Origin of the sequence: Holdemanella biformis DSM 3989, assembly GCF_000156655.1 — a bacterium.
Lineage (GTDB): Bacteria > Bacillota_I > Bacilli_A > Erysipelotrichales > Erysipelotrichaceae > Holdemanella > Holdemanella biformis.
In genome coordinates, this window is the sequence record NZ_DS996840.1 from 117,635 (window position 1) to 142,218 (window position 24,584).

Annotated in this window: 25 protein-coding genes and 1 tRNA gene; 6 read left to right on the forward strand and 20 right to left on the reverse strand. The window is 33.2% G+C overall.

The features are described 5' to 3' along the window. Nucleotides 1-339: 339 nt before the first annotated feature. The 3 genes from EUBIFOR_RS01430 (at nucleotide 340) to EUBIFOR_RS01440 (ending at nucleotide 2,321) form a co-directional block, all read left to right on the forward strand. Nucleotides 340-726 carry an Hsp20/alpha crystallin family protein gene (locus EUBIFOR_RS01430; protein ID WP_003864110.1) on the forward strand — a complete coding sequence of 129 codons (387 nt, stop codon included), beginning with the start codon at nucleotides 340-342 and terminating at the stop codon, nucleotides 724-726. A 64-nt stretch (nucleotides 727-790) separates the two neighbouring features. Then, nucleotides 791-2,197, forward strand: coding sequence for a beta-Ala-His dipeptidase (gene pepD, locus EUBIFOR_RS01435; RefSeq protein WP_040466029.1), 1,407 nt, complete (start codon nucleotides 791-793; stop codon nucleotides 2,195-2,197). 49 nt (nucleotides 2,198-2,246) lie between these two features. Further along, nucleotides 2,247-2,321: transfer RNA gene (locus tag EUBIFOR_RS01440), tRNA-Glu, on the forward strand. A gap of 266 nt (nucleotides 2,322-2,587) precedes the next feature. Here EUBIFOR_RS01440 and EUBIFOR_RS01445 read toward each other — a convergent pair. From EUBIFOR_RS01445 to EUBIFOR_RS01475, 8 genes are all read right to left on the reverse strand, one after another. Further along, a complete protein-coding gene (locus EUBIFOR_RS01445) occupies nucleotides 2,588-3,250 on the reverse strand; it encodes a hypothetical protein (RefSeq protein ID WP_003864112.1) in 663 nt (220 codons plus the stop codon). Between the two features lie 4 nt (nucleotides 3,251-3,254). Further along, nucleotides 3,255-3,575 (reverse strand): nucleotide pyrophosphohydrolase, encoded by a 321-nt coding sequence (locus tag EUBIFOR_RS01450; RefSeq protein WP_003864113.1) that lies wholly within the window; start codon nucleotides 3,573-3,575, stop codon nucleotides 3,255-3,257. Then, nucleotides 3,559-4,446 (reverse strand): helix-turn-helix domain-containing protein, encoded by an 888-nt coding sequence (locus EUBIFOR_RS01455; protein WP_003864114.1) that lies wholly within the window; start codon nucleotides 4,444-4,446, stop codon nucleotides 3,559-3,561. Before EUBIFOR_RS01455 ends, EUBIFOR_RS01450 begins: the two co-directional genes overlap by 17 nt. Nucleotides 4,447-4,742: 296 nt before the next feature. Continuing rightward, nucleotides 4,743-5,132, reverse strand: coding sequence for a YolD-like family protein (locus EUBIFOR_RS01460; RefSeq protein WP_003864115.1), 390 nt, complete (start codon nucleotides 5,130-5,132; stop codon nucleotides 4,743-4,745). Next, the gene (locus tag EUBIFOR_RS01465) at nucleotides 5,132-6,568 is read right to left on the reverse strand and encodes a Y-family DNA polymerase (RefSeq protein WP_003864116.1); all 1,437 of its coding nucleotides are present in this window, start codon (nucleotides 6,566-6,568) and stop codon (nucleotides 5,132-5,134) included. The genes EUBIFOR_RS01460 and EUBIFOR_RS01465 overlap by 1 nt, the downstream gene beginning before the upstream one ends. Further along, nucleotides 6,565-6,729 carry a hypothetical protein gene (locus EUBIFOR_RS12625; protein ID WP_003864117.1) on the reverse strand — a complete coding sequence of 55 codons (165 nt, stop codon included), beginning with the start codon at nucleotides 6,727-6,729 and terminating at the stop codon, nucleotides 6,565-6,567. Before EUBIFOR_RS12625 ends, EUBIFOR_RS01465 begins: the two co-directional genes overlap by 4 nt. Before the next feature lie 2 nt (nucleotides 6,730-6,731). After that, nucleotides 6,732-7,211, reverse strand: coding sequence for a GNAT family N-acetyltransferase (locus EUBIFOR_RS01470; protein WP_003864118.1), 480 nt, complete (start codon nucleotides 7,209-7,211; stop codon nucleotides 6,732-6,734). 38 nt (nucleotides 7,212-7,249) lie between these two features. Next, nucleotides 7,250-9,817 carry an ABC transporter ATP-binding protein/permease gene (locus EUBIFOR_RS01475; protein ID WP_003864119.1) on the reverse strand — a complete coding sequence of 856 codons (2,568 nt, stop codon included), beginning with the start codon at nucleotides 9,815-9,817 and terminating at the stop codon, nucleotides 7,250-7,252. A 97-nt stretch (nucleotides 9,818-9,914) separates the two neighbouring features. Here EUBIFOR_RS01475 and EUBIFOR_RS01480 point away from each other — a divergent pair, with 97 nt between their 5' ends. Then, on the forward strand, nucleotides 9,915-10,424 hold the full coding sequence (locus EUBIFOR_RS01480; protein ID WP_003864120.1) for a TetR/AcrR family transcriptional regulator: 510 nt from the start codon (nucleotides 9,915-9,917) through the stop codon (nucleotides 10,422-10,424). Here the strand turns inward: EUBIFOR_RS01480 and EUBIFOR_RS01485 are convergent. The 8 genes from EUBIFOR_RS01485 to EUBIFOR_RS01525 all read right to left on the reverse strand — a co-directional run bounded on the left by EUBIFOR_RS01485 (nucleotide 10,421) and on the right by EUBIFOR_RS01525 (nucleotide 15,811). Beyond that, complete coding sequence (locus EUBIFOR_RS01485) at nucleotides 10,421-11,035, reverse strand: ABC-2 transporter permease (RefSeq protein ID WP_003864121.1); 615 nt, start codon at nucleotides 11,033-11,035, stop codon at nucleotides 10,421-10,423. The two genes, EUBIFOR_RS01480 and EUBIFOR_RS01485, sit on opposite strands and share 4 nt — an antisense overlap. Next, a complete protein-coding gene (locus EUBIFOR_RS01490) occupies nucleotides 11,032-11,811 on the reverse strand; it encodes an ATP-binding cassette domain-containing protein (RefSeq protein ID WP_003864122.1) in 780 nt (259 codons plus the stop codon). The genes EUBIFOR_RS01485 and EUBIFOR_RS01490 overlap by 4 nt, the downstream gene beginning before the upstream one ends. 4 nt (nucleotides 11,812-11,815) lie before the next feature. Next, nucleotides 11,816-12,184 carry a GntR family transcriptional regulator gene (locus EUBIFOR_RS01495; protein WP_003864123.1) on the reverse strand — a complete coding sequence of 123 codons (369 nt, stop codon included), beginning with the start codon at nucleotides 12,182-12,184 and terminating at the stop codon, nucleotides 11,816-11,818. A 581-nt stretch (nucleotides 12,185-12,765) separates the two neighbouring features. Continuing rightward, nucleotides 12,766-13,149, reverse strand: coding sequence for a hypothetical protein (locus tag EUBIFOR_RS01500; protein WP_003864124.1), 384 nt, complete (start codon nucleotides 13,147-13,149; stop codon nucleotides 12,766-12,768). A gap of 55 nt (nucleotides 13,150-13,204) precedes the next feature. Continuing rightward, complete coding sequence (locus EUBIFOR_RS01505; protein WP_003864125.1) at nucleotides 13,205-13,390, reverse strand: hypothetical protein; 186 nt, start codon at nucleotides 13,388-13,390, stop codon at nucleotides 13,205-13,207. Nucleotides 13,391-13,421: 31 nt separating this feature from the next. Further along, a complete protein-coding gene (locus EUBIFOR_RS01510) occupies nucleotides 13,422-14,045 on the reverse strand; it encodes an alpha/beta fold hydrolase (RefSeq protein ID WP_003864126.1) in 624 nt (207 codons plus the stop codon). Between the two features lie 540 nt (nucleotides 14,046-14,585). Beyond that, nucleotides 14,586-15,299, reverse strand: coding sequence for an amidohydrolase family protein (locus tag EUBIFOR_RS01520; protein WP_003864128.1), 714 nt, complete (start codon nucleotides 15,297-15,299; stop codon nucleotides 14,586-14,588). Next, nucleotides 15,296-15,811: an ECF transporter S component gene (locus EUBIFOR_RS01525; protein ID WP_040466030.1), complete on the reverse strand. Its 516-nt coding sequence runs from the start codon at nucleotides 15,809-15,811 to the stop codon at nucleotides 15,296-15,298. Before EUBIFOR_RS01525 ends, EUBIFOR_RS01520 begins: the two co-directional genes overlap by 4 nt. A 242-nt stretch (nucleotides 15,812-16,053) precedes the next feature. Here EUBIFOR_RS01525 and EUBIFOR_RS01530 point away from each other — a divergent pair, with 242 nt between their 5' ends. Beyond that, nucleotides 16,054-16,596, forward strand: a complete 543-nt coding sequence (locus EUBIFOR_RS01530) for an N-acetylmuramoyl-L-alanine amidase (RefSeq protein WP_050755921.1) — start codon at nucleotides 16,054-16,056, stop codon at nucleotides 16,594-16,596. A 9-nt stretch (nucleotides 16,597-16,605) separates the two neighbouring features. Here EUBIFOR_RS01530 and EUBIFOR_RS01535 read toward each other — a convergent pair whose 3' ends face one another. The 4 genes from EUBIFOR_RS01535 to EUBIFOR_RS01550 all read right to left on the reverse strand — a co-directional run bounded on the left by EUBIFOR_RS01535 (nucleotide 16,606) and on the right by EUBIFOR_RS01550 (nucleotide 23,681). Further along, on the reverse strand, nucleotides 16,606-18,369 hold the full coding sequence (locus EUBIFOR_RS01535; RefSeq protein ID WP_003864131.1) for an ABC transporter ATP-binding protein: 1,764 nt from the start codon (nucleotides 18,367-18,369) through the stop codon (nucleotides 16,606-16,608). After that, nucleotides 18,350-20,089, reverse strand: coding sequence for an ABC transporter ATP-binding protein (locus EUBIFOR_RS01540; RefSeq protein WP_003864132.1), 1,740 nt, complete (start codon nucleotides 20,087-20,089; stop codon nucleotides 18,350-18,352). The genes EUBIFOR_RS01535 and EUBIFOR_RS01540 overlap by 20 nt, the downstream gene beginning before the upstream one ends. A 49-nt stretch (nucleotides 20,090-20,138) precedes the next feature. Continuing rightward, entirely contained in the window at nucleotides 20,139-21,842 is a 1,704-nt protein-coding gene (ptsP, locus tag EUBIFOR_RS01545) for a phosphoenolpyruvate--protein phosphotransferase (RefSeq protein ID WP_003864133.1), read from the reverse strand. Nucleotides 21,843-21,944: 102 nt separating this feature from the next. Next, nucleotides 21,945-23,681, reverse strand: coding sequence for an ABC transporter ATP-binding protein (locus tag EUBIFOR_RS01550; RefSeq protein ID WP_003864134.1), 1,737 nt, complete (start codon nucleotides 23,679-23,681; stop codon nucleotides 21,945-21,947). Between the two features lie 87 nt (nucleotides 23,682-23,768). Here EUBIFOR_RS01550 and EUBIFOR_RS01555 point away from each other — a divergent pair, with 87 nt between their 5' ends. Further along, nucleotides 23,769-24,539 carry a Cof-type HAD-IIB family hydrolase gene (locus EUBIFOR_RS01555; protein WP_244264140.1) on the forward strand — a complete coding sequence of 257 codons (771 nt, stop codon included), beginning with the start codon at nucleotides 23,769-23,771 and terminating at the stop codon, nucleotides 24,537-24,539. Nucleotides 24,540-24,584: the final 45 nt, after the last annotated feature.

The following is a 24,584-nucleotide window of genomic DNA, read 5'->3' on the forward strand; positions in this document are numbered from 1 at the left end:
CTACAAGTCTATTTGACATTAATGATGTCTATATCCTGTTTTATTAAATGTGTCTTTTCAGTTTAAAAAGGAAGTGAGCTAATGGTACAAGTTTTTCGTGTAAAGCAAAATCAGAATTTTACTATAATGAGCACTCACTATTTCAAGAATAAAAATTTGTCGTAAATATGCACTCAAGCCATGAAAAATCAAATGCGAAAAAAGAAAATTACGCCATGCTTGGATCGTAGTTGTCATAAATTATCTATAGCAAAATCTAGCACTCGTCTCTTGACTGTGCCAAACATTTGTATTATGATATTAGCAGTTAAATGATATAAGTGCTAAGGAGGATTCAATATGCGCTATTACCCAAATTATTTTGATGACTTTTTCAATGATACTAAAAAACAAGATGCAAATACTGTATTAAGAACAGACATTTATGAAAAAGATGGATATTATCAAATCTGCATGGAGGTTTGTGGCATCCAAAAAGAAAATATTCAAATTGAATTGAAAGATGGATATCTAAAGATCACAGCAACTCGTAATATCAACAAAGAAGATACGCGTGTGCTTCGTCAAGAAAGATTTACTGGAACTTATTCTCGTTCTTTCTATATTGGTGAAGGCTACAAACAAGAGGATATCAAAGCTCGTTTTGACAATGGTGAATTATTTATCTTATTGCCTACAAAACCTGTAAAGCATGAAGAAGAAACAAGATATATCAATATTCAATAGTGAGGGACTTGCGTCTCTCATTTTTTGTACTATACTAAACTTTAATCAAGTGGAGGTACAAACAATGAGTGTATTAGATGAAAATGTTGCAATCTTCAAATATTTTGAAGAAATCTCAAAAATTCCTCATGGATCTTTTCATGAAGAAAAAATCGCAGACTATGTAGAGAATTTTGCGAAAGAACATGATTTTAAATATGTTCGTGATGACATGAACAATGTGATTATTTATAAAGATGCCACACCAGGCTATGAAAATCACGATACAGTTATGTTACAAGCGCATATGGACATGGTATGTGAAAAAAACAAGGATGACGATTTTGACTTTGAAACCGATGCTTTAAATTTATATGTTGAAGATGGATGGTTAAAAGCGAAAGGAACAACATTAGGTGCCGATGATGGATTTGGAGTGAGCTACATGTTGGCCATTCTTAGTGATGATACTCTAAAGCATCCAAATCTAGAATGTGTATTTACTGTACAAGAAGAAGTAGGTCTATTAGGATCTATTAATTTAAAGAAAGAATACTTCAATGCCAAAAAGATGATTGGTTTAGATGGTGGTGGTGAAATTAGTACTTGTACCACAACAAGTGGTGGTCGCTATGCCTATGTCGATAAAACATGCATGTTTGAAGAAGTAAATAAACCAACCTATAAACTTATTGTCAAAGGATTAGATGGAGGGCATTCAGGTGCTTGCATTGATCAAGAAAAGGGTAACTCCATTAAAATCTTATTTCGAGTTCTACAAACATTAAAAGATATTCAAATTGTATCCGTAAATGGTGGTCTAAAAGAAAATGCGATTCCTAGAGAAGCAGAAGCTACTTTCGTTTCAGACATTAAACCAAATATTGATTCTATCGTAAAAGATCTAAAAACAGAATTTGAATTTAGTGATAGTAAACTCGACATTCAATTGGAAGAAACAGAAAAAGCTACTAAAGCCTTTACTTCAAAAGATACAAATGAGTTGATTACACTATACTACTTACTACCAAATGGTTTGCAGCATAAATCGATGGCCATTGAAGGATTAACTCTAGCTTCTCTTAATTTAGGTAAATTAAGAACAGAAGACAATGTTGTGAAATGTGCTTTCTGCATTCGTTCCCCATTAGAATCTATGAAAGATGAATTAGGAAATAAAGTCAATATGATTGCACAGTTATGCAATGCATCTGAACATGAAGACACAAACTTCTGTGGCTGGAACTATGAAGCTAACAGTCCATTAAGAGATACATTAAAAGAAATCTTAAAAAGACAAGGTGTAGAAATGGAAACAGAAGCATCACACGGCGGTATGGAAACCGGTATTCTAAAAGGATTGATTCCAGATTTAGATATCATCACATACGGTCCTATTGCCGAAGGTTGTCACACTCCAGAAGAAAAATTAAACCTAGAATCTTTTCAAAAAGCCTATAAAAACTTATGCGATTTGATTGCAGAATTGTAAGAGAAGTCTATACTTCTCTTTTATTTTGTGCTATAATACTTAAGCACATGGCGCGTTCGGCAAGCGGTTAAGCCACAGCCCTCTCAAGGCTGTATCACGGGTTCGAATCCCGTACGCGCTACCATCTGACAATTACTCCTTTACATAAAGGAGTTTTTTATTTTTTATACAGATTATATCTTATTTATATCTTAAAATTCTATTTTCTCTGTCCGACAAACAATGTAATATATATTAAGAAAGGACAAATCTTTATAATGTTAGAAAAATTAGGAACATTTTTTATCTCTATAGGAATCGCAAAATTAATTTATGCTTTGTATTTAAAACACAAACAAAATTAAGTCTAGCAATAGGCTTTTTTATTTTAACCAAAAGAAAAAGTACATCCTAAGATGCACTTTCTTCAATCTTACGTTTTTCTAGATACTTGATTTTTTCATCATGGACCCATTCCATAATGACACGATAATTCGTCATTAAGAAATCTCTCCATTCTGGTTGAACAATAACTCTTCTTTTAAGACCCCTGTCATTTTCAATGATATATGGAAGTCTATATTTTTCATTATAATCTTTAATTGTTTCTATAATATCCTTAGGCCGATTCCAAATTGGATCATTACCACCTACATCCACCAAAAAGCTCGATAATAAACGATATGGTGTCTGCATGATCAAAAGCTTCTTATATTCTTTTAAATCTTCATCATGTTGTTTCACACAAATAATAATTTCTTGTTTCGAACAATTTTCAGGCAAATACTTTTGAATGCTTAAAATCGCATTTTCCAATGCGTTTGTACGCTTTTGATGAATCAACGGACCCAAGTGATACCCTTTTTCTACCACATCTTCATAGGCTAAAGAAATCATTTCATCCAAGATTTCATCAAATTCAATTGTATCCTTATAAATCATTAGATTTAATATGGCCTCTAACCAATAAAAAGAATAAGAAGAACTCGTATATTCTAGAATCTTCTCAAAATAATCCAATCGTAGTTCAAAACTATATAAATCTAAGAATTGTAATCGCTCGACATCTAACATACCCTTATTTTATCAGTTCTGTGTACTTTTTAGAAGATGCTTTACACTTTTCTACAGGATATTTCTTTTTATTTTGTTCTAATTTCATCAATAAAATCTCTTCCATATCCACCCCCAGCTTATTTGCCATTAAAATACAATAATTCATCACATCCGCCAATTCTTCACAAACATGTTGCTTATCATATTCATTATTCCATTGAAAGCATTCCAACAATTCTCCTGCCTCAATACTAATGGATTTAGCCAAATTTTCGGGATTATGAAATTGATCCCAATCTCTTTCCTCATTAAACTTTAAGATTTCTTCAACTGCCCTTTTCATCTTGATCCTCCATCATTCGATATTTCTTTGGCGATATGCCATATACCTTTTTAAACGCCTGAATAAAATGTGTCACATTATTAAAACCGACAATCTCAGATATTTCTGTTACATTCAACGTTGCATCCTTCAATAAATTAGTTGCCTTCTGTAATCGATACTGAATTAAATACTCATATGGCGTTACATTTAACATCTTATTGAAACAGCGATTACATTGCGCAATGCTCATCATCCCTGCATCTGCAATATCCTTTAAAGATAATTCATCTGCATAATGCGTATGAATATATACAAGCATCACTTGTACTCGTTCTTGTCTTTCAACATCTTTTTTGTTTGGTATAAAATCAATTTTAGATAAACTTTTCACCAAATCTCTCCAAATCATGGTGATCAAAATAGAAACATCATATTCAAACATATCCGAACCATTTAAATAAATATTATAAATATCATACAAATATGAAATAATTTCATTTTCTTCCTTGATTTCATAACACCTTAAAAAATCCATACGCGTATAAGGCCATACATACTTATATTTCATTCGACTCTCTTTAAAGAAAAAAAGTAATTCTTCAGGAAAAGTAAGTGTCACATATTCTCCATCCTCACTCATATCATTTGACATATGCAAAGCACCTTTATTAATAAATAATGCCTCTTTTTCTTTAAGTTTGTACTCAATTCCATTTACCTGGTAATTGACATAACCCTTAGTGCAAAGTACAAACTGCAAATCTTCATGCCAATGCAAAGACTTAAAGCCACTACCAATCGGTAAATCACTATATTTTCTAACAACACAGATATTTACTGGGAACAATTCATCCGTATATCCGTTTAAAATGTGCAATTTATTTTCCATAAACTAAATATAAACCAAAAATGATAATATATCTATATTTTTTGACTATTTATCATAAGACAAAACTCTATACTGTAATTATAATTATAAATGTATTCAGAAGATTTTTATCTGATACTCATGTTCGATATCCCATAATAAAAGATATCATCTTTCCAGTAACAAGTATTCTATTTAAAACGATTGAAAGGCATAAACTTCACAAGACAACAATACAATTGTTTTAAATTATGAATGCAATCTCTATTAGGCAGCACAATGTGCTGTTTTTTTATTTTCGAAAAGAAAAAGGAACATCACTGTCCCAATAATTCTATGTCTACGATATCATCAATTTGAATTTGTACATTTTCTTTAAAAATTAAAGTTTTATTCAATTCATCCAACCTTTTAAAAGTATATGTAGCTGTATGATATTTTCCACCAGACTTTTTCTGATCCTTTTCAAAATAAGTGATTCTACATTTTGATTTCAATTTCACCATCTCAACAATCTTTTCATTGATTTCAAGCTTTTCTTCATTTGATAAAATACGTTTCGCCTGCGTTATTCTTTGTTGCTCCAATACCGCCTCTTTATGACCCGTTAAAGCCGCAAAAGGTGCAAATTGAGAAGCACGATCTGACATAGACATCTTTGGATACTTGCTTGTTGGACGTTCCATTGTATACCATCGTTCATCCATTATGCCTTATGCCCTCCAATCTGCTCATTTCGCTCTTTGGCCTTAGCTCCCTTTTCAAAATCCGTTCCCTTTAAGATTGAATTTTTGCCATACTTATTCTTTATTTTTAAAGTCACCTTTTGAAGATCATTTTCCTTCTTTAATTCTTCTTCATCCACATTTGAAAATAAATCCACCTGTTCAAAACCACGATTCTTTTCATCTATCACTTCAATAGCCGCCACATTGATTCTTCGCACCAATAAACTAGAATCCACAAACCGATCATATACATCCAATATATTTTGAATTAGAATTGAATTCGCATTTGTCTTTTGAGGCAAATGAACAATTTTATTTAGGCTTTTCGGCAAGACTCTCCCATAAAAATCAACCATTGTTTCGCCTGTATATGCTTCATTTGTTTCATAACCAATTGTAAGAACCACTTTATTTGTCACCAATTGCTTATCAACCAAACTTAAAGCTAAAGATTCCACCATTTCCTTTACTAAAATCTTAGCCTTTTCTTTTTCATATCCACAAGATAAGACCTGACCCGAACCTATACTATTCTTTTCCGGTTTATACGCCTTAATATCTTCCATTGTACAAGGCTCATATCCCCAGGCATGATCAATCAATAGTTCGGCATTTACACCAAATGTTTTAAACAAAACATCCTCATGTTCTAAGCTAAAGGCACAAAGCTTACCCATTGTATCAACACCTAGTTTATGCAATCTTTTCTCATATCCTTTACCAACACGCCAAAAATCAGTCAAAGGCTTATGATTCCACAACAATTTACGATACCTATATTCATTTAAAGCCGCAACACGAACGCCATTTTCATCTGGATCTTTATGTTTGGCCACAATATCCATTGCCACTTTGGCAAGATATAAATTCGTACCAATACCTGCCGTAGCCGTGATACCGGTTGTCTCATAAATATCTAAAATCATTTTCATCGCGAATTCTTTTGGCGTTAAACGATACGTATTTAAATATGGCGTCGCATCAATAAACACTTCATCAATGGAATACACATGAATATCCTGACTTGAAACATACTTCAAATAAATATTATAAATTTGTGTGCTAATATCCAAATAGTATTTCATTCTAGGAGGTGCAATTAAAAAGTCGACTTCAAATCTAGGATTCTGCTTTAAAATTTCATCATCACTCGATTTACCATCAAAACGCAAAAACCCCTTTTTCCTTTTGGCATTCACGTCTCTTACCTTTTGATGCACCTCAAACAAACGACACCTTCCACCAATTCCGTACTGCTTTAAAGAAGGCGATACAGCCAAACATATGGTCTTCTCTGTTCTAGAAGCATCCGCAACAACTAAATTTGTAGTTAAAGGATCCAATCCTCTAGAAACACATTCGCAAGAAGCATAGAAAGACTTTAAATCGATAGCTAAATAAATCTTAGACTTCATGAACGCGTAATCTTTTTAAGAAGACCATTTAATTCATCCAAACCAGAAGTCACTTCATTCAATGCACTTCTTAACGTAGGAATCATTTGTTTCAATTCTTCTTTTGCGGCTTTTTTCGCTTTTTTCTTCTGATATTTCTTCACCATATTTATTATATTCATACTTAAAACTCCAATCGCATCTGATACCAAACTACACCACCATGAACACTTGAGGATACACCCTCATTTTTAAATCCAAACTTACTATAGTAAGGCACCAATCTATCTTTACAAGTTAACACTAATCCTTTTCGCTTTTCTTGTCTAGCCATATCAATCATCGCATTCATAATCTTAGTGGCATAACCCTTTCTTTGATAATCCGGCAATGTATTTAATCCAAATATCATTTGCCAGTCACCATCTTCATCATGCATCGAGGCATCACTATACATTTCATCCGTTAAATCTCTTTGGTTTGTACAAAAACCATCGATAAAACTAATCAATCGATCTTCTTCAAATAACAAAAGAAAATGATTCGCATATACATTTAATCTTTCTTGAATCTCTTTTGAAGTCGCTGCTTCATTGGGCAAAAAACAAGTTGCTTCTACCTTAGATAATATTTCTGCATCTTCAATCGTTCCTTTTCGAATCATGAAATCACCTCGCAGGTATTATACCAAAAAAGAAGTGATTACTCACTTCTTAACGCCTCTACAGGATCTTTTTTACTTGCAATCTTGGATGGAATCAATCCTGCAAGAATCGTTAATACTAAATCAATGAAAATCAAGAATACAGCTCCATTGACTGGTAACTTGGCAATATGCGAAACACCTGTCATATTCTCAACGACCACACTAATTGGAACATTCAATACTAAAGTAATTAATATACCTAATACACCACTAGTCAATCCAATAATGAATGTTTCTGCATTAAATACACGCGTAATATCTTTCTTACTAGCACCAATGGAGCGTAAGATACCAATCTCTTTTGTACGCTCCAATACTGAAATATACGTAATGATACCAATCATAATACTAGATACAATGAGTGATACAGATACAAAGGCAATCAAAACATAACTAATGATATTTACAACACTTGTTACTGAACTTAACATCGTACCAATAAAATCATTATATGTGATCACATTGCTCTTTATCTGCTTCTTATTATAAGAAGTAATCAAATCACCCAATTTTTCTTTTCCATCAAAACTTGATGCATATAAAGAAATCTTTGTCGGAGTTGAATAATCTACAACACCAAGTTTAGTCAAATTCGAATCATACGTCGCATTGATATTTTCATTATACGTATTCATGTAATTCATCAATTCTTCTTGCGACATACTAGAAAGCTGCATCATCTGCTCATTTGTAAGATTTGACATACTCATCTTTTGACCTGAAGCAAACTCAGTCTGTGTAAAAATATTGATATTTGGATTTGCCTTTTGTTCTTTTACAATTTGAGCATTCTCCGTTTTGGAAGTTACATACTCTTCCATAGCCTTTGTATAATACACACCACCCATTGTTGGTTGTGAAACGGTAGATTCACTTGGCTTAATAATTCCAACCACCTTAATTTCAGGACTCTTCGAAACAACATCCTTCATATACGATTCATTTTCACTTTGGTTGATCCATAAACCATTTACCTTTTGATATAAATCACTATTTAGAACCAATCTAAACTTCAAATTCAAGATATCATCCACACTATAAGATTTTAGATTTGTCTTTGAAATCTTATCCGTCTCTCCATTTAAAATCTTTTGATAATTCTTAACCAATTCATCCTGATCTAACAATCCCAAAGAATACAGTGCATAATCTGTTATCTCATTATTTTCATCAACCTCTAAAACCACCTCATTATAGTTTGTTGGCCACTTACCTTCGACAAGCTGATATTCATCATCTCGAAGCTTTTTCGATTCGGGTAAAGAAAGCCACACTTGATCATTGGTCATTGAGCTTGAATCCATAAATTGGGATTGCAGAGACATCATATCCGACATGCCTAATTTATCTAATAAACCATTTGGCGATACTTGCACTAAACCTGAATCGGTATTTTCATTATAAACCTGAAGATTTAGATTATAATCATACTCAATTGCTTTCGCTGTCTTTCTAAATTCTTTTCCCTTATTACTTTCAATATACGATTTAAAAGCCGATAGATTATTCTTCTTTGAACTCGATAAAGATTCTAATACATCCTCCACATAAGGACGAGAATAGATTTTAGAACCCTTATGTTCTTCTGTCTTTTTCTTCATGCCCATCATCGTTGTCATCAATGTAGACATATCACTCGAACTTGATTGAATCTCAATCGGATAACTGGCCATTGTATCATTTTCCATTTGATCAATATACGACTGCATACCATGCGACAACGACATAATCAACGCGATTCCAATAATGCCAATGCTTCCGGCAAAAGAGGTTAAAAATGTACGTGCCTTTTTTGTCATTAAATTATTTAAACTTAATGAACAAGCCATTTTAAAAGACATGCCCGGTCTTTTTAATACACTCGTATCCACATCGGTTTCTGTTTCATTAAAAGGATTGGAATCCGATACTAAAGTACCATCCTTTAAACGTATAATTCGACTCGAATATTCATCTGCCAATTGCGGATTATGAGTAACCATAATGACAAGCTTATCTTTTGAGATTTCCTTTAAGATCTCCATAATTTGCACACTTGTTGCACTATCTAAAGCACCGGTTGGCTCATCGGCCAAAATAATATCTGGATTATTGACAATAGCACGGGCAATCGCCACACGCTGCATTTGTCCACCCGACATCTGGGTTGGCTTTTTATGAATTTGATCCGAAAGTCCAACCTTATTTAAAGCATCTATTGCTCTTTTTCTTCTCTCTTCCTTATTTACTCCCGTTAGTGTTAAAGCTAACTCTACATTACTTAAAACACTTTGATGCATGATCAGATTATAAGATTGAAACACAAAACCAACCTGATGATTACGATATGTATCCCAGTCTTTATCACTATAATCCTTTGTACTTTTTCCATTGATAATTAAATCACCAGAAGTATAATGATCTAAACCACCAATAATATTTAGAAATGTAGTCTTACCACATCCACTCTGTCCAAGTATTGAAACAAATTCATGTTCACGAAAAGAAAGTGATACACCTTTTAACGCATGTACAATTTCATCTCCTGAAACATAATCTTTCATAATATTTTTACATTGAAGCATAAAAAGCCCTCCATTTGAGTTAATTATAAAAAATTATCTCTTGATTTTTCAATCGACTGATTTTAACATATTGTTACGAAAGCAACAGGTGTTGATTATGAACAGAAAAATACAAATGACGAAAAGATTCATTCGTCTAGCTTTATTCGAATGCTTAAAAGAAAAAGACATCAATAAGATTACCATTTCTAGCTTATGTGAAAAGGCCGATATCAATCGTTCAACCTTCTATAAGTATTATGGCAGTCAATATGATGTCATTAAAGAAATGGAGCAAGAAGTTATTCAATTGATCAATGAACAATTAAATGATCAACCAAAAGAAACTTCTTTTATCCAATTACTCCAATTTTTAAAATCCAATAAAGAAACCATCAAAATCTTTTTTGAATGCAATGTCGACAATGAATTTCCTAAACAAGTTCTAGCACTCGATTCCATCAACAATCAACTTGAACAAGTCTCACAAAACGATCCATACATCAAAAACTACATTCTTTTTGGATCTTTGGCAACCATCCAACAATGGATCGATGCAGGATGTATAAAATCTTGTGAAGAAATTGCGAATATCATCAATCACATTGTAGGTAAACTTGTGAATTAATCAAGAACACGGTTTTTGTATACTCGAATTGAAATCATCATAGAAAAAAAATATAGAACAAAACTTGTAATCAATAAACTTACACTAAACATAATAGGATCTAATGTATTCAATACAGATTCTATAGATTCAAAGAATTTAGGAATAAATTGATTTAAGAAGGCGAATAAGAAGGTACATCCAAACACAACCACAAACAATACAATTCTTCCTTTTTCGTTGCCTTCCTTTAATTGAAACGGCAAAGATAGAGCTAACAACAACAAAGCTGTTGATAAGATTATAAGTGTTTCCATGAAGCCACTTTTACTAAAACAACCTAATATTGTGACAAACACAAAACCAATCCCTGTAATCATCAAAGAAAACAAATATTTTTCTTTCACATAATCTGATTTAGAAATAGGTAACGTAAACAAAGTCTTTAAGCCGTGATTGGCTTCATCATACGAAATTGTAGATAAGCTTAATATCGCAAGAACCATCAAAATATAGCCTGTCGCAAATGAAATATCATTTATCCCACCAATGATTCCAATGAACAACATAAACAATATGACTTTCTTACTTTTCATCATCAACAAGAAATCTTTGACTAACAATCCCTTCATACAGTTTCCCCCTTGATCATATATTCCATCAAATCATCAATATGTGCTTTTTCAATGACTAGATTTGGATAGTTTTCTACATAAAATTGTCTTTCATTTGTAAGATACGTCATGCCTATCTTTTTTAATGCATAGCTTAAATCCACAGTTTCATCAGCACCCTTTAATAGTGCATAAGATTCTAAATCTTGTTCACAAAGAATAATCTTTCCTTTTTCAATGAAATAGAATTCATCACACAAACCCTCTAAATCACTTGCGATATGTGAACTAATTAGTATAGAAGTCTCTTCATTTTGTTCCATATAATCCCGCAACAAATCTAATACTTCATTTCGTGCAATCACATCTAAACCACTCGTTGGCTCATCCAACAATAAAGTTTTCGCATGAAGACTTGTTGCAATAATGATCTTCAGTTTTGAAAGCATACCTGTAGAATATTCTTTTAATGGTTTCTTTGGATCCAATTCAAATCGAGAAAGCATAAAATCAAAATAATCGCAATCAAAATGTTTATAGGAATACATTAGAATCTTTTTAATTTCAAGAACATTTAAAACCAAACTAAAACTCGAATCATTCCACACAACACCAATTTCTTCTTTATTCACTTGATTTGTATGTTTATCATCATCTTCAATCAAACCAAGATACAATTTAAACAAAGTGGTCTTGCCAGAGCCATTACAACCAATCAAAGCCGTTATTGTTCCTGGCTTTAATTCAAGTTTACAATCCAATTTAAAATCATTATATGTCTTTACAAACCGCATATTCTTATTCCTCCATCAAGATATCAAATAAATCTTTGATTTCTTCTTTTGACAAATCGTAAGATTTCGCTTTATCAAGTACCATCTCTAAATCCTTTTGGATTTCAACTACACGCTGCTCATGTACCAAGCCAGGATTTGCCCCCAACACAAACGAACCCTTACCTTGAACCGTTCTACATAAGCCATCCGCTTCTAAAATGTCATATGCTTTTTTAACAGTTAAAGCCGATATTTTTAAATCTTTTGATAGACCACGAACACTCGGTAAAGCATCTCCTTCTTTTAACTTACCATCCACAATATTTTGTTTCACTTGATTCACAATCTGTTCATAAATAGGAATCATTGAACTATTATTGATAATAATCATTGTATCACCTTCTATATAACAGTGTATAACAGTGTATAACAGTATATATCACTTGTAAAGAAAAAAATTAGGATATCAAACTATCCTAATTCAATGTCATCGTTAAACTATAACGTGCATATAGAAACTAAGCCGTGCATTTAGCAAATTCTGCCCGCAGGTCGATGTTAAACTAAGCCGTGCATTTAGCGAGACAAAACACAAACCGTTAAAGTAAGAACGGGTAATACTCACTTGAAACGGTGAAACTAAAAACGGGTAACACAGTCTAGAATTAGACTACAAAGACTCCTTCTCGTGTTTGTTTAGAGTATTCTCTGAGTAAACATAAAAAAACAAAGAAACATTAAGTCTCTTTGTTCTATGCATTCGAGATATAATAACAGATGTTCTTAGATGCTGGTGCTTTTGATGAAGGTCTTCTCTTTTTACAACTTGGACAAACCATCCTCACAGAAACCTCCAAAACACTCCCCATAGTTAAATAGAAGGCATAAAAAAAAGCGAGTAAATTGATGAGGTTTACCCGTTACTAGTTTTGTCTATACATCGACAAACTGGAAGTTATCTTTATGCCAAGGTTACTTGTCAATCACAAAATAAGCAATCACCATTACCAAAGAAATGGTCAATCCTATGTAAAACTCGGGGAATGCTAATCGAATGCTATTCTGTAAACTGACTTCACCGGTGACAGTCAATGTATGCCAAGTGAGGAATTTATATATTTCGGAAACCACAATCCCAATCGTGCCTAATGCGCCTAAACCTTTACTAATACCTCGCTTCTTGAAGGGAAACCATACTCCTAAAACAAACAAAATGACAGACACCATTCCAATAGGATTGAGCAGATTTATCAAGCCGGTAATTTCCTGTACACCTTTTAATCCACCATATTGGTTAAATAACATTGGTAATAAACTGATCAGAAACGCTATTGATAGAATCATTTTCTTTTTCATCCATTCACACTCCTTCGCCAAATTTCTGATTTTTTCTTTTAAAAGCTGGAATTTTTCACTTCTTTATCTTAGGAGCAATAAGCAGCACTACTGTCACAAGAAAATATACACCATACAGTAACCAAGTAATTGTATTACTCCAAGGGAAACTCTTTTCTGGATGATTCAATGCAAACATTATAAATACAATAGCTATAATCAACATTGTCAAACCGATAATCCTTGATATACTCTTTTTCATGTAAAGTCCCTCCTTATCAAACTTGAATCTGTCAGATACTGTTGTAAAACTCCTGCAATAGCGACGCTAATTTTTCTGGAGACTCCAAATTTACTTCATGACCTGTTTCTGGAATTTCTTTGAATTGGGAATATTTCAGACTATGTGCAAGTTCGATTGACGCTTTTTTGTTTGCTTTGTCTTTTTCTCCACAAATGACCAATACCGGACAGGAAACTTGGTTTAAGGAATCACTAAAATCCAGTTCCATCATAGTGTTGCACAGCCTTATAAAATCATATTTTTCAAAGCCAGTTTGTTGAAACATTGACTGCGGCATAAAGCGAAACAGTGCATTTTGCAGTTTTAATAATCTCACCGGCATCTTATACTGTGCTGCAATCAAAACTAATGCCTTTACTTTTTGTGGATGGTCTATCGCATAGTTAAGAGCCAATACACCGCCCAAAGAGAGTCCACACAAAGTGATGCCTTCATTTTCTGAATCACACATTTCTGAAAAAGTAGAGTAGAGTGTGGAATATGTTACTTTTTTGCCTTTGACCATTTTTGCCAAATCCACGCATACACTATTATCCAACTCTTCTGCTGCTCTTGTCACCTGATTCCAACTATCAGCATTTTGCCCCAATCCATGCAAGTATAAGTATTTCATCCTTTTCTCCTCCAAACTCCGATTTATTAATTTATTTTAACACAAAAGATAAGTGGTTTATAGAGAGGAAATATATCGTGTTTAATTTTCATACAAAAAACTTGTAACACCATCATATTACCAATAAAAACTTGTAAAAACCTATATCGCTTTATAACTGTTTTCATGAAACTAACAGCTTCTTTTAAGAAAAAGATTTGTTCAAACTTCATGAAACTAACAACTTCCGAAGTTTCTTGCTGACAACAATTTCAATTTAGTGATTTTCCGGTTCAATTTGGTCATTTCGACAAAAATGACTAAATTTACGCGTGTTGAAGCACAAAAAAAACAAAGAAACGTATAAAGTCTCTTTGTTCTTAGGCGTTCGAGATGTAATCACAGATGTTCTTAGATGTAGGTGCTTTCGATGAAGGTCTTCTCTTTTTACAGCTTGGACAAACCATCCTCACACAAACCTCCAAAACACTCCCCATAGTTAAATAGAAGGCATAAAAAAAAGCGGGTAAATTGATGAGGTTTACCCGTTACTAGTTTTGTCTATACATCAAAAAATTTCTTTGCGTTATTATAGAAAATATCTTCTAAGCCCTGTTCATCAACGCCACACATTAATACTTTTTGCATCTCAACTGTAGGATGATGGAAAGGAGTATCCGTTCCAAACATTATTCGATCATGTCCAACCGTATCATAGGCTTCCTTGATTTTTGTATGCATAGGCATACCCGACATTTCTAAGTAAATATTTGGATACCGTCGAGCCATTTTTAATGCTGCATCAATATAAACTCCATGACCATGACCCATATGAATCATTAATACCTTACAGTTGGGATGTCTTTCCGCTAACAATCCAATTTGCCAAGGAAGTGAATAAGGTGGATGGCCTGAATGAATACAAACAGGAATACCATATTCTTCAGCCTTATCTAATATAGGATCCACAATTTCACTATCCGCACAATAAGCATGGCGTAATGGTTGTAGTTTAATAGCTTTAAAGCCAAGCTTTACATATTTATCAATCAAATCCAAACAATCTGGCTCTAAAGGATTCACATAGACACACCCTTCAATACGACCTGTATATTTTTGCATAGCCTTGTAAGCTACTTCATTATCCAAAACACAAATCATTGTCGTTTCAATTTCATATGTATCCATCAATGAAATCAATTCATCAACATCCATTTTTACATTGGCCCATCCACCAATATAGCCTAAATGTGCATGTGCATCGATTTTTTTCATGCGACAACTCCTTGTAAAGATAGCACTTTAGATTTAGCCAAAACATTCGCAACGATCGCATAAATAACAAGTCCCATAATCGTTTGAGCTAAAAGTCTAGGTATAGACGCAAATGCGACTGCTGCAGTAAATAAAGGAATCTTAAATAATGTATATGCGAAACATTGACACAAACCACCAAGACTAGCTCCAACAATCCAATCTAGTTTTTCATTATTTCCCTTTTCAAGTACAACACCCATGATATATCCCATGATGAATTTAAAGATAAAAGTTGGAAGTACCCAAATCATGGCTCCTGTTAATAAATCACTTAATGCTGCACCTAATCCTGCAGCTAAAGCACCATCCTTTTTACCTAAATAAAGTACAGCTAAAAATGCCATACAATCTCCCATATGTGTATATCCTCCAGTTGCTGGATTTGGAAGCTTAATTGTAAATGTACATACAAAGATCAATGCGATCATTAAAGCAGTTTTTGCGATTCTTTTTGTCGTTTCATTTGTCATAATCATTTCTCCTTTAAAAACTTGTCCTTATATTAGCATTTTACTGTATCCTTTAAAATATACAGTTTTAACTTAATTTTAAGGGACAGTAATTTAAGAAACATTTAAGGATTACATGTTTTAATAAGCCCATGAAAAAATTATTAATATCACTCTTATTGATTTTTTGTATAGGATGCACCTTTACATTTCTCAATGAAACAAATATAAACATTTCTGCCAAAAGCACAAAAGAAACCATTATGATCGATGCTGGTCATGGAGGATATGATGTAGGAGCTGAAAGTTTTTATGGTGATTATGAAAAAGACATCAATTTAGATATCGCTTTACTTGTTGGAAAACAACTCAAATCCTATGGCTACAACGTTGTATATACACGTACAAGTGATTCTGTTTCTTGGCCAAGCAATAATAAGAAGGATTTACAAGCACGTTGTGATTTAGCAAAGAAAAAGAATGTCGATCTCTTTGTATCCATACATTTAAATTCAAGTGAATATGAAGCCAATGGATATGAAATTTATTGTGATTTCAACAACAAGAACACTTTGAAAGTGTCCAACTCCATTCTTAAGCAACTTGATCAATTCGATTATTCAACCAATCGAGGCTTATTAGATACAAATGAAACACCTTTGTATGTTGTCAAAAACAACAAAGTGGATGCCATATTAATTGAAGCTGGCTTTATATCGGATGATTCCGATTTATATTATCTTAAAAATCATACAAAAAATATTGCGACAGCCATTGCCAAAGGCATCAAAAAAAGTCTGAACTGATCAGACTCTTTATTTTGCGAATTGAGCATTATACAACCTAGCATAAACTCCATTCTTATTTAACAATTCTTCATGATTACCTTGTTCAACGATATCCCCATGTTCAAGAACTAAAATCTTATCTGCATTGATAATTGTAGATAAACGGTGTGCAATCACAAAACAAGTACGATTTTCCATAACTCGATCCATTGCACCTTGAAGACGTCTTTCAAGTCTTGTATCTACACTACTCGTAGCTTCATCTAAAATTAAGACTTCCGGATTCTTTAATAGAGCACGTGCAATTGTCAATAATTGTTTTTCACCTTGAGAAACATTGCTACCTTCTTCATTGATCAAAGTATCATAGCCATCGGTTAAAGTACGTATAAAGTGATGGACATTAGCTTGTTTTGCGGCTTCCACGATTTCATTTTTTAATGCTTTTTCATTTCCATACGCAATATTTTGTTCAATACTACCCTCAAATAACCATGTATCTTGTAGTACTAACGCAAAAAGTTTTCTTAAATCATGATATGACAATTCACGAATATCGATACCATTGATTTTAATACTTCCACCCTTTACGTCATAGAAACGCAACAATAAGTTTGTCAATGTCGTCTTACCGGCTCCTGTAGGACCTACGATTGCGATGGTTTGACCTTGATGTACATCAATATTTACATCTTTCATAAGTAGATTGTCATCATATCCAAATTGTACATGCTCAAATTCAATAGTACGTACTTCATCAATTTGACATTTGGATACAACATCCTCTTCAATTGGTTGATTTAAGAAAGTAAATAAACGAGACATCGCACTAAAGGCAGATTGTACAGCACTTGATAATTGAGATATTTGTGAAATCGGATCATTAATTTGCCAGATATAACGAATAAAGGCTTGTAGTTGACCTAATGCGATAGTTCCATTTAACACTTGAAGACATCCAACAAGACTAGCACATCCAATACTTAAATAGGTAATCAAAGAACATAATGGGTTGATCAAACTTGATACAAATTGTGCTTTAAAACTAGATACACGCATTCTCTCATTATCTTTTTCAAAGCGTTTTAGAGCATGTTCTTGTTGATTATAAGAAAGAATCTCATTATATCCATCATACAATTCATTGATTGTACCATTTAAATCAGCCAATGTATTTTGTTGATCATCAAATAGAGGCTGTGATTTTTTCACTACAAATTTTGAAAGAAGTGCGATAACAGGTAAAGCCACTAAAATAATACACGTCATTAGTACATTGATTCTAAACATCATAAATAATACAAAAGTAAATGTACAGACTGCCGAAATCACTCGTGATAAAGTTTGTTGCAGCGCATTCGATAATGTATCCACATCATTTGTGATACGTGATAATAACTCTCCCGTTTTTTCTTGATCAAAATAAGATACTGGTAAATGATGAATTTTATCTTCTATCGCATTACGTACATCAAACATCGTTTTTTGAATCGCATCCGTCATAAAGATGGCCATTAAAAATTGGGATATCGTCTTTACAATATAGATTGTAAATAAGATACATAAAATATGTACAACTTTATCTATCTGAATTGGCTGATGCGAAGAAATATCGGATGCAAGCTGGGTTGTGATCATACCTTCAACAGTAGGATTTAATGCGAATGTTACCTGAGCTGTGATGACCATTAAAATTCCAAACAACAATTTAAAGCGATATGGCTTTATAAACACAAAAAGATGGGATAAGCATTCACTAAACTTCATTTTCTTAGTTTCTTTCATAATCATCCAACTCCTTTTGTGTCAATTGCGAATGAGCAATTTCTTGGTACACACTACAATTCTTTAAAAGTTCTAAATGCGTACCTAATCCAATAATTTGTCCTTCATCTAAGACAATGATCATATCCGAATCCATGATTGTTGAAATTCTTTGGGCAACCACAAAAAAGATCGCATTCTTCACTTCTGGTTTTAAGGCTTTTCTTAGTGTAGCATCCGTTTTAAAATCTAAAGCACTAAAACTATCATCATAAATATAAAGGGAAGGCTTCTTTAAGATGACACGAGCAATCGAAAGCCTTTGTTTCTGTCCACCCGAAATATTTGTTCCATCCTCTGCAATTTCATCCAAGTACCCATTTTCCCTTTTAGAAATAAAGTCACTTACCTGAGCAACACTAGCCGCATGATGCATTTCCTCAACACTAGCCTCAGGCTTTCCAAAACAAATATTAGAACGAATACTCCCCTTAAACATATGCGCCTTTTGAGCTACATATCCAATTTGAGCACGTAAACTTTCCAAATCATATTTACGAATATCGTTTCCATTGATTTCAATCGATCCACGACTTACATCATAAAATCGGTTCATCAATTTTACTAACGTACTCTTACCAGATCCTGTACTGCCAATCACCGCAATTTTTTGTCCTTTATGACATGAAAAGTCAATATTCTTTAAAACAGCTTCTTCACCATTTGGATAAGAAAAACTAACATCTTTAAAACTTAACGTTTCAATTGAATCCAATAAAATACAATCTTTATCATTGACAATACTTGGTTTTGTATCCAACACTTCCATGATACGCTTAGCCGATACATTGGCTCTAGGATACATCATAAATACCATACAGAATATCAATACAGACATCATAACGTGGAATAAATATTCAACAAAGGCAACTACATTTCCTAAAGTGATGGCATTTGTGTTTAATAAAGTGCAACTTAAATAATATACAATGACTGTAGCGATATTCATCAAAAAGAAAAAAGACGGTTCTGTACAAGACATTAATTTAAATAACTTTGCACTTTGATCTCGATAGAAATCATTTTCATTAGAGAAACGTTTCTTTTCATAATTCTGTTTATTAAAAGAACGGATCACACGAATACCTGTAATATTTTCACGCAAAATTTGATTAATGTGGTCAATCGACTTTTGTTGATTCTCACTCAATGGTTCACTCACTTTGGCAACAATGATCACACCTAAAATAACAACAGGAATTGTAGCTAAGACCACATAAGAAAGTTGTAAAGATATTTGTAAAATCAGCATAACGGAAACACACATCATAACAGGTGTTAATAATGCGGATTTTAAGATGACATTTAAAAATAACATAATTTGATAGGCATCATTATTGGTACGTGTAATCATACTGGATACACCAAACTTTTCCATTTCAGCTGCCGAAAAAGATTGCGAATGCTTAAAAACATCATTACGAATATCACGCGTAATATTTGTGGATATTTTTGAGCAGCAATACCCAAGTAGTACGACTCCACTTACACCGATTACACTAATGAAAGCCATAATTCCAAAACGACTATATAAATAGCCTGTATCTTGTGCTTCGATACCATGATCGATCATATCTGAAATGATGGTTGGAATTCCAAGTTCTACAAGTGCAAACCCGAATACACTTATAAAATCCAACAAAAACCATTTCTTATATTTCATTAAATATTTCCATATAAGCTTCATATATTCCCCCTACAAAATAAAAGGGGGTTCAATAGAACCCCGAATCTAATTATTCACCCAATTTAGTTTTAACTGTTTCTAAAACTTCATCAGCAGTGTCTTTATTTAAGCATTCTTGAGCTAACCCTTGCATTTCTTCATAGCTTAAAGATTTAACAACTTTACGAGCCTTTAAGATTTGAGTAGCACTCATTGAGAATTCATCAAGACCTAAACCTAAAAGAATAGGAACTGCATGTGGTTCACCAGCCATGGCTCCACACATACCAACCCATTTACCGTGTTCGTGGGCACCTTTAATTGTGTTAGCAACTAAACGTAATACACTTGGGTTGTATGGTTGATACAAGTAAGAAACGTGTTCAGACATACGGTCAGCAGCCATTGAGTATTGGATCAAGTCATTTGTACCAATTGAGAAGAAATCTGCATATTTAGCGAATTGATCAGCAAGAACTGCAGCAGCTGGAATTTCAACCATCATACCAACTTCAATGCTGTCACTAACTGCAACACCTTCAGCAACTAATTCAGCCTTAACTTCTTCAAAGATAGCTTTTGCGTCACGGAATTCTTTAACAGTTGCGATCATTGGGAACATGATGCAAAGTCTTCCATAAACAGATGCACGACATAATGCACGTAATTGAGTTTTGAAGATATCTGTTTCTTTTAAGCAAAGACGAATTGCACGATATCCTAAGAATGGGTTCATTTCTTGAGGGAACTCATAGTAAGATAAGTGTTTATCTCCACCGATGTCTAATGTACGAACAACAACTTTTTTACCTTGCATACCTTCTAATACTTGTTTGTATGCTTCGAATTGTTCATCTTCTGTTGGGAAGTGATCTGAATCCATGTATAAGAATTCTGTACGGAATAATCCGACACCTTCACCACCATTAGTTAATACACCTTCAACATCTTTGAATCCACCAATGTTACCAGCAAGTTCAACTTCGTGTCCATCTGTAGTTACAGATTTTTCGTTCTTCAATACTTTTAATTCTTCTTTTTCTTTTAAGTAAGCAGCTGCTTTAGCTTCATATTTAGCAATTGTTTCTTCATCAGGATTGATTTCAACAACACCATCTAATGCATCTAATGCCAAAGTATCACCAGTTTTACATGCATCACATACACCTGGGCATCCTACAACTGCAGGGATTTCCAATGAGTTAGCCATGATAGCTGAGTGAGAAGTTTTTCCACCGATTTCAGTAGCGAAACCCTTAACAAATTCATTTAACTGAGCTGTATCACTTGGAGTCAAATCGTGAGCAACGATAATTGAATCTTCATCAATACTTGTTAAATCAGGAATTGTTAATCCTAATAAGTTACATTTTAAACGGAAAGTAACATCTTTAATATCAGCTGCTCTTTCACGGAAATAATCATTATCCATGCTTTCGAACATTTCAACCATTTGATTAGCTACTTGTTCAGTCGCATATTCAGCATTTACGCCATCATTTTCGATCATGGCTTTAATTTGACCAGCTAATTCAGGGTCACCAGCCATCATTAAGTGAGCATCAAATACAGCTAATTCTTCGTCACTTAAACGCTTAGCTGCTCTTTCTTTTACCCCTTCGATATCTTTTTTAGTTTGTTCTAGAGCATCCTCGAATTTTTTTACTTCTTCTTCAGCTACTCCAGCTTTTTTTTCAATAACAACTTTTGGTGTTTCCAATTTGTAAACTTTAGCTACAGATACACCAGCACTTGCTGCTATCCCTTTTAACATGATAAATTCCTCCTAAAACAAGCGAAAAACGCTTTCATCTACAGACAAAATTTTAACACTTTTTTTTCAAAGATACAAGAAAAGCAGACATTTGCATGCCTGCTAATTTAAGCCCTCAAATTGAAGCTTATAATATTTCGCATAAGTACCATTTAATTTCATCAATTCATCATGTGTTCCGCGCTCATGCATGCCTGTCGCATCAATTACGACAATTTCATCGGCATTACGAATTGTTGATAAACGATGGGCAATTGTAATACATGTACGATCCTTACTTAAATCTTCTAGACTCTTTTGAATGATACGCTCACTCTCATTATCCAAAGCACTTGTCGCTTCATCCAAAATCAAAATCTTAGGATTCTTCAAGAAAACACGTGCAATCGAAATACGTTGTTTTTGACCACCGGATAAGCGCGTACCTCTTTCGCCACAGAAAGTATCGTACCCTTCAGGTAAAGACATTATAAAATCATGGATATTCGCTTTTTTAGCTGCCTTTACGATTTCTTCATGGCTTGCGTTTGGTCTTCCATAAGCGATATTTTGTTCAATCGTTCCTGTAAATAAATATACATCTTGTTGAACCAAACCAATATTTGAACGAAGTGACTTTAAAGTCACATCTTTAATATTTTGACCATCAATACAAATAGAACCATTTGTGACATCATAAAAACGAGATAACAATGAACAAAGTGTAGTCTTACCAGAGCCACTAGGTCCAACCAAAGCAATTTTTTCTCCTGCTTTAATATGTAGATTTACATCGTCAATAACCTTTTCATTCTCATTATATTGGAAAGACACATGATCAAAATCAATATTTCCAGAAACATTTTTTAAATCCTTGGCATTTTTAGAATCTTGAATTTCAGGAATTTCATTCATAACTTCTTCAAAACGTCTAAATCCAGAGAACCCCTTTTGGAACATTTCTGTAAATTCAACTAATACTTCAATAGGTGATACAAAAACATTAATATATAGGGCAAATGTCGCAAGTACGATTGGATTTAAATCCCCATTTGCGATAAACAGCCCACCAAATACAATGATTGTGACATATAAAAGTCCTTGAAAGAAATTATTTCCACCTTGAAAAGTACCCATAACACGATAATTGTCTTTTTTAGATTCCAAAAATTCCATATTCGAATGGTTAAATTTATCAATTTCAATATCCTCATTCGCAAAAGATTGTACAACACGAATACCACCCAAAGAATCTTGAAGACTTGCATTCACACTACCAATCTTCTTTCTGTTTTCCATAAAGGTTCTTCGCATCTTCTTATTTTGTGAATAACTAAACACCATCATCACTACTGTCACAGCTAAAAGAATCAATGCCAATGGCCAATAGATTGTAGCTAAAATAATGAAGGATCCGAAAATTTTAAATAATGAAATAAATAAGTTTTCAGGTCCATGATGCGCAAACTCACAAATATCAAATAAGTCTGAAACGACACGAGACATCATAACCCCTGTATTGTGCTTATCATAATAAGAGAAAGATAAACGTTGGTATTGATTGAATAAGTCTTGACGCATATCACTTTCCATGTTGGCTCCCATCACATGGCCTTGACAACTCACATAATAACGACACAATGCTCGTATTACATACATAATAAGTAAACCTATGCCTAAAAAAAGAACTCCTTTTAAAATTTCATTCGATGATTTCAAAAAGAATTTTCCGGTACAATAACTTAGAATCAAAGGAAAAGATAGATCAACAATACACATAATAAGTGCACAAAATAGATCCATAAAGAAAATCCCTTTATATGGTTTATAATATTGTAAAAAACGCTTAAATGTACTCATATATATCCTCCCTGATTTCTGTATTATACAAGAATTTTCATGATTTTTCCAAAATAATGCTAAAATGTAAAAGAATGGAGAATGATTATGATTAAAATATTATTTTTTGATATTGATGGAACACTTTTAGAATTTGGCAAGAAGGAAATGCACCAAGAATTGATTATTGCACTGAATGAAGTAAAAAAGAAAGGGATTAAAATTTTTTTAGCCACGGGAAGACCTCCTTTTGTCGTCCCAAAATTTCATGGCATCGAATTTGATGGAGTACTTTCTTTTAATGGCTCCTATTGTTTCACACCTAACGAATTGATTTACAAGAATCCCATGGATAAGAAAGATATTGAAACATTCGTTGAAAACGCAAAAAGACTAAATAAAGCAGTTACTCTAGCCGGAATCAATAAGATGGGATGTAATTTTGATGATGAAATCTTAGAAGAATATTTCATGATTGCCAACCAACACGTTCATGTACTTGATGAATTTAATAATTTTATGGAAGAAGAAATTTATCAAATGATGATTGCGGCTACAGAAAATCAAGATGAATTGATTTTAGAAAACACAACCACATTAAAAGTGGCTCGTTGGTGGGATAAAGCTTGTGACATTATTCCATGTAATGGTGGAAAAGATATAGGTATTCAAAAGATATTGGATTACTTCAATTTCAACAAAGAGGAAGCCATGGCCTTTGGTGATGGAGGAAACGATATTTCGATGTTGAAATATGTTGGTACTGGTGTTGCGATGGGTAATGCCAAAGATGACGTTAAAGCTATAGCTGACTACATAACAGATTCTGTACAAAAAGATGGAATAGTCAGTGCACTAAAACATTTTGAAATCCTATAGAAAAAGACAGCCATTTTCTGCTGTCTTTTTACATATGTCCTATTC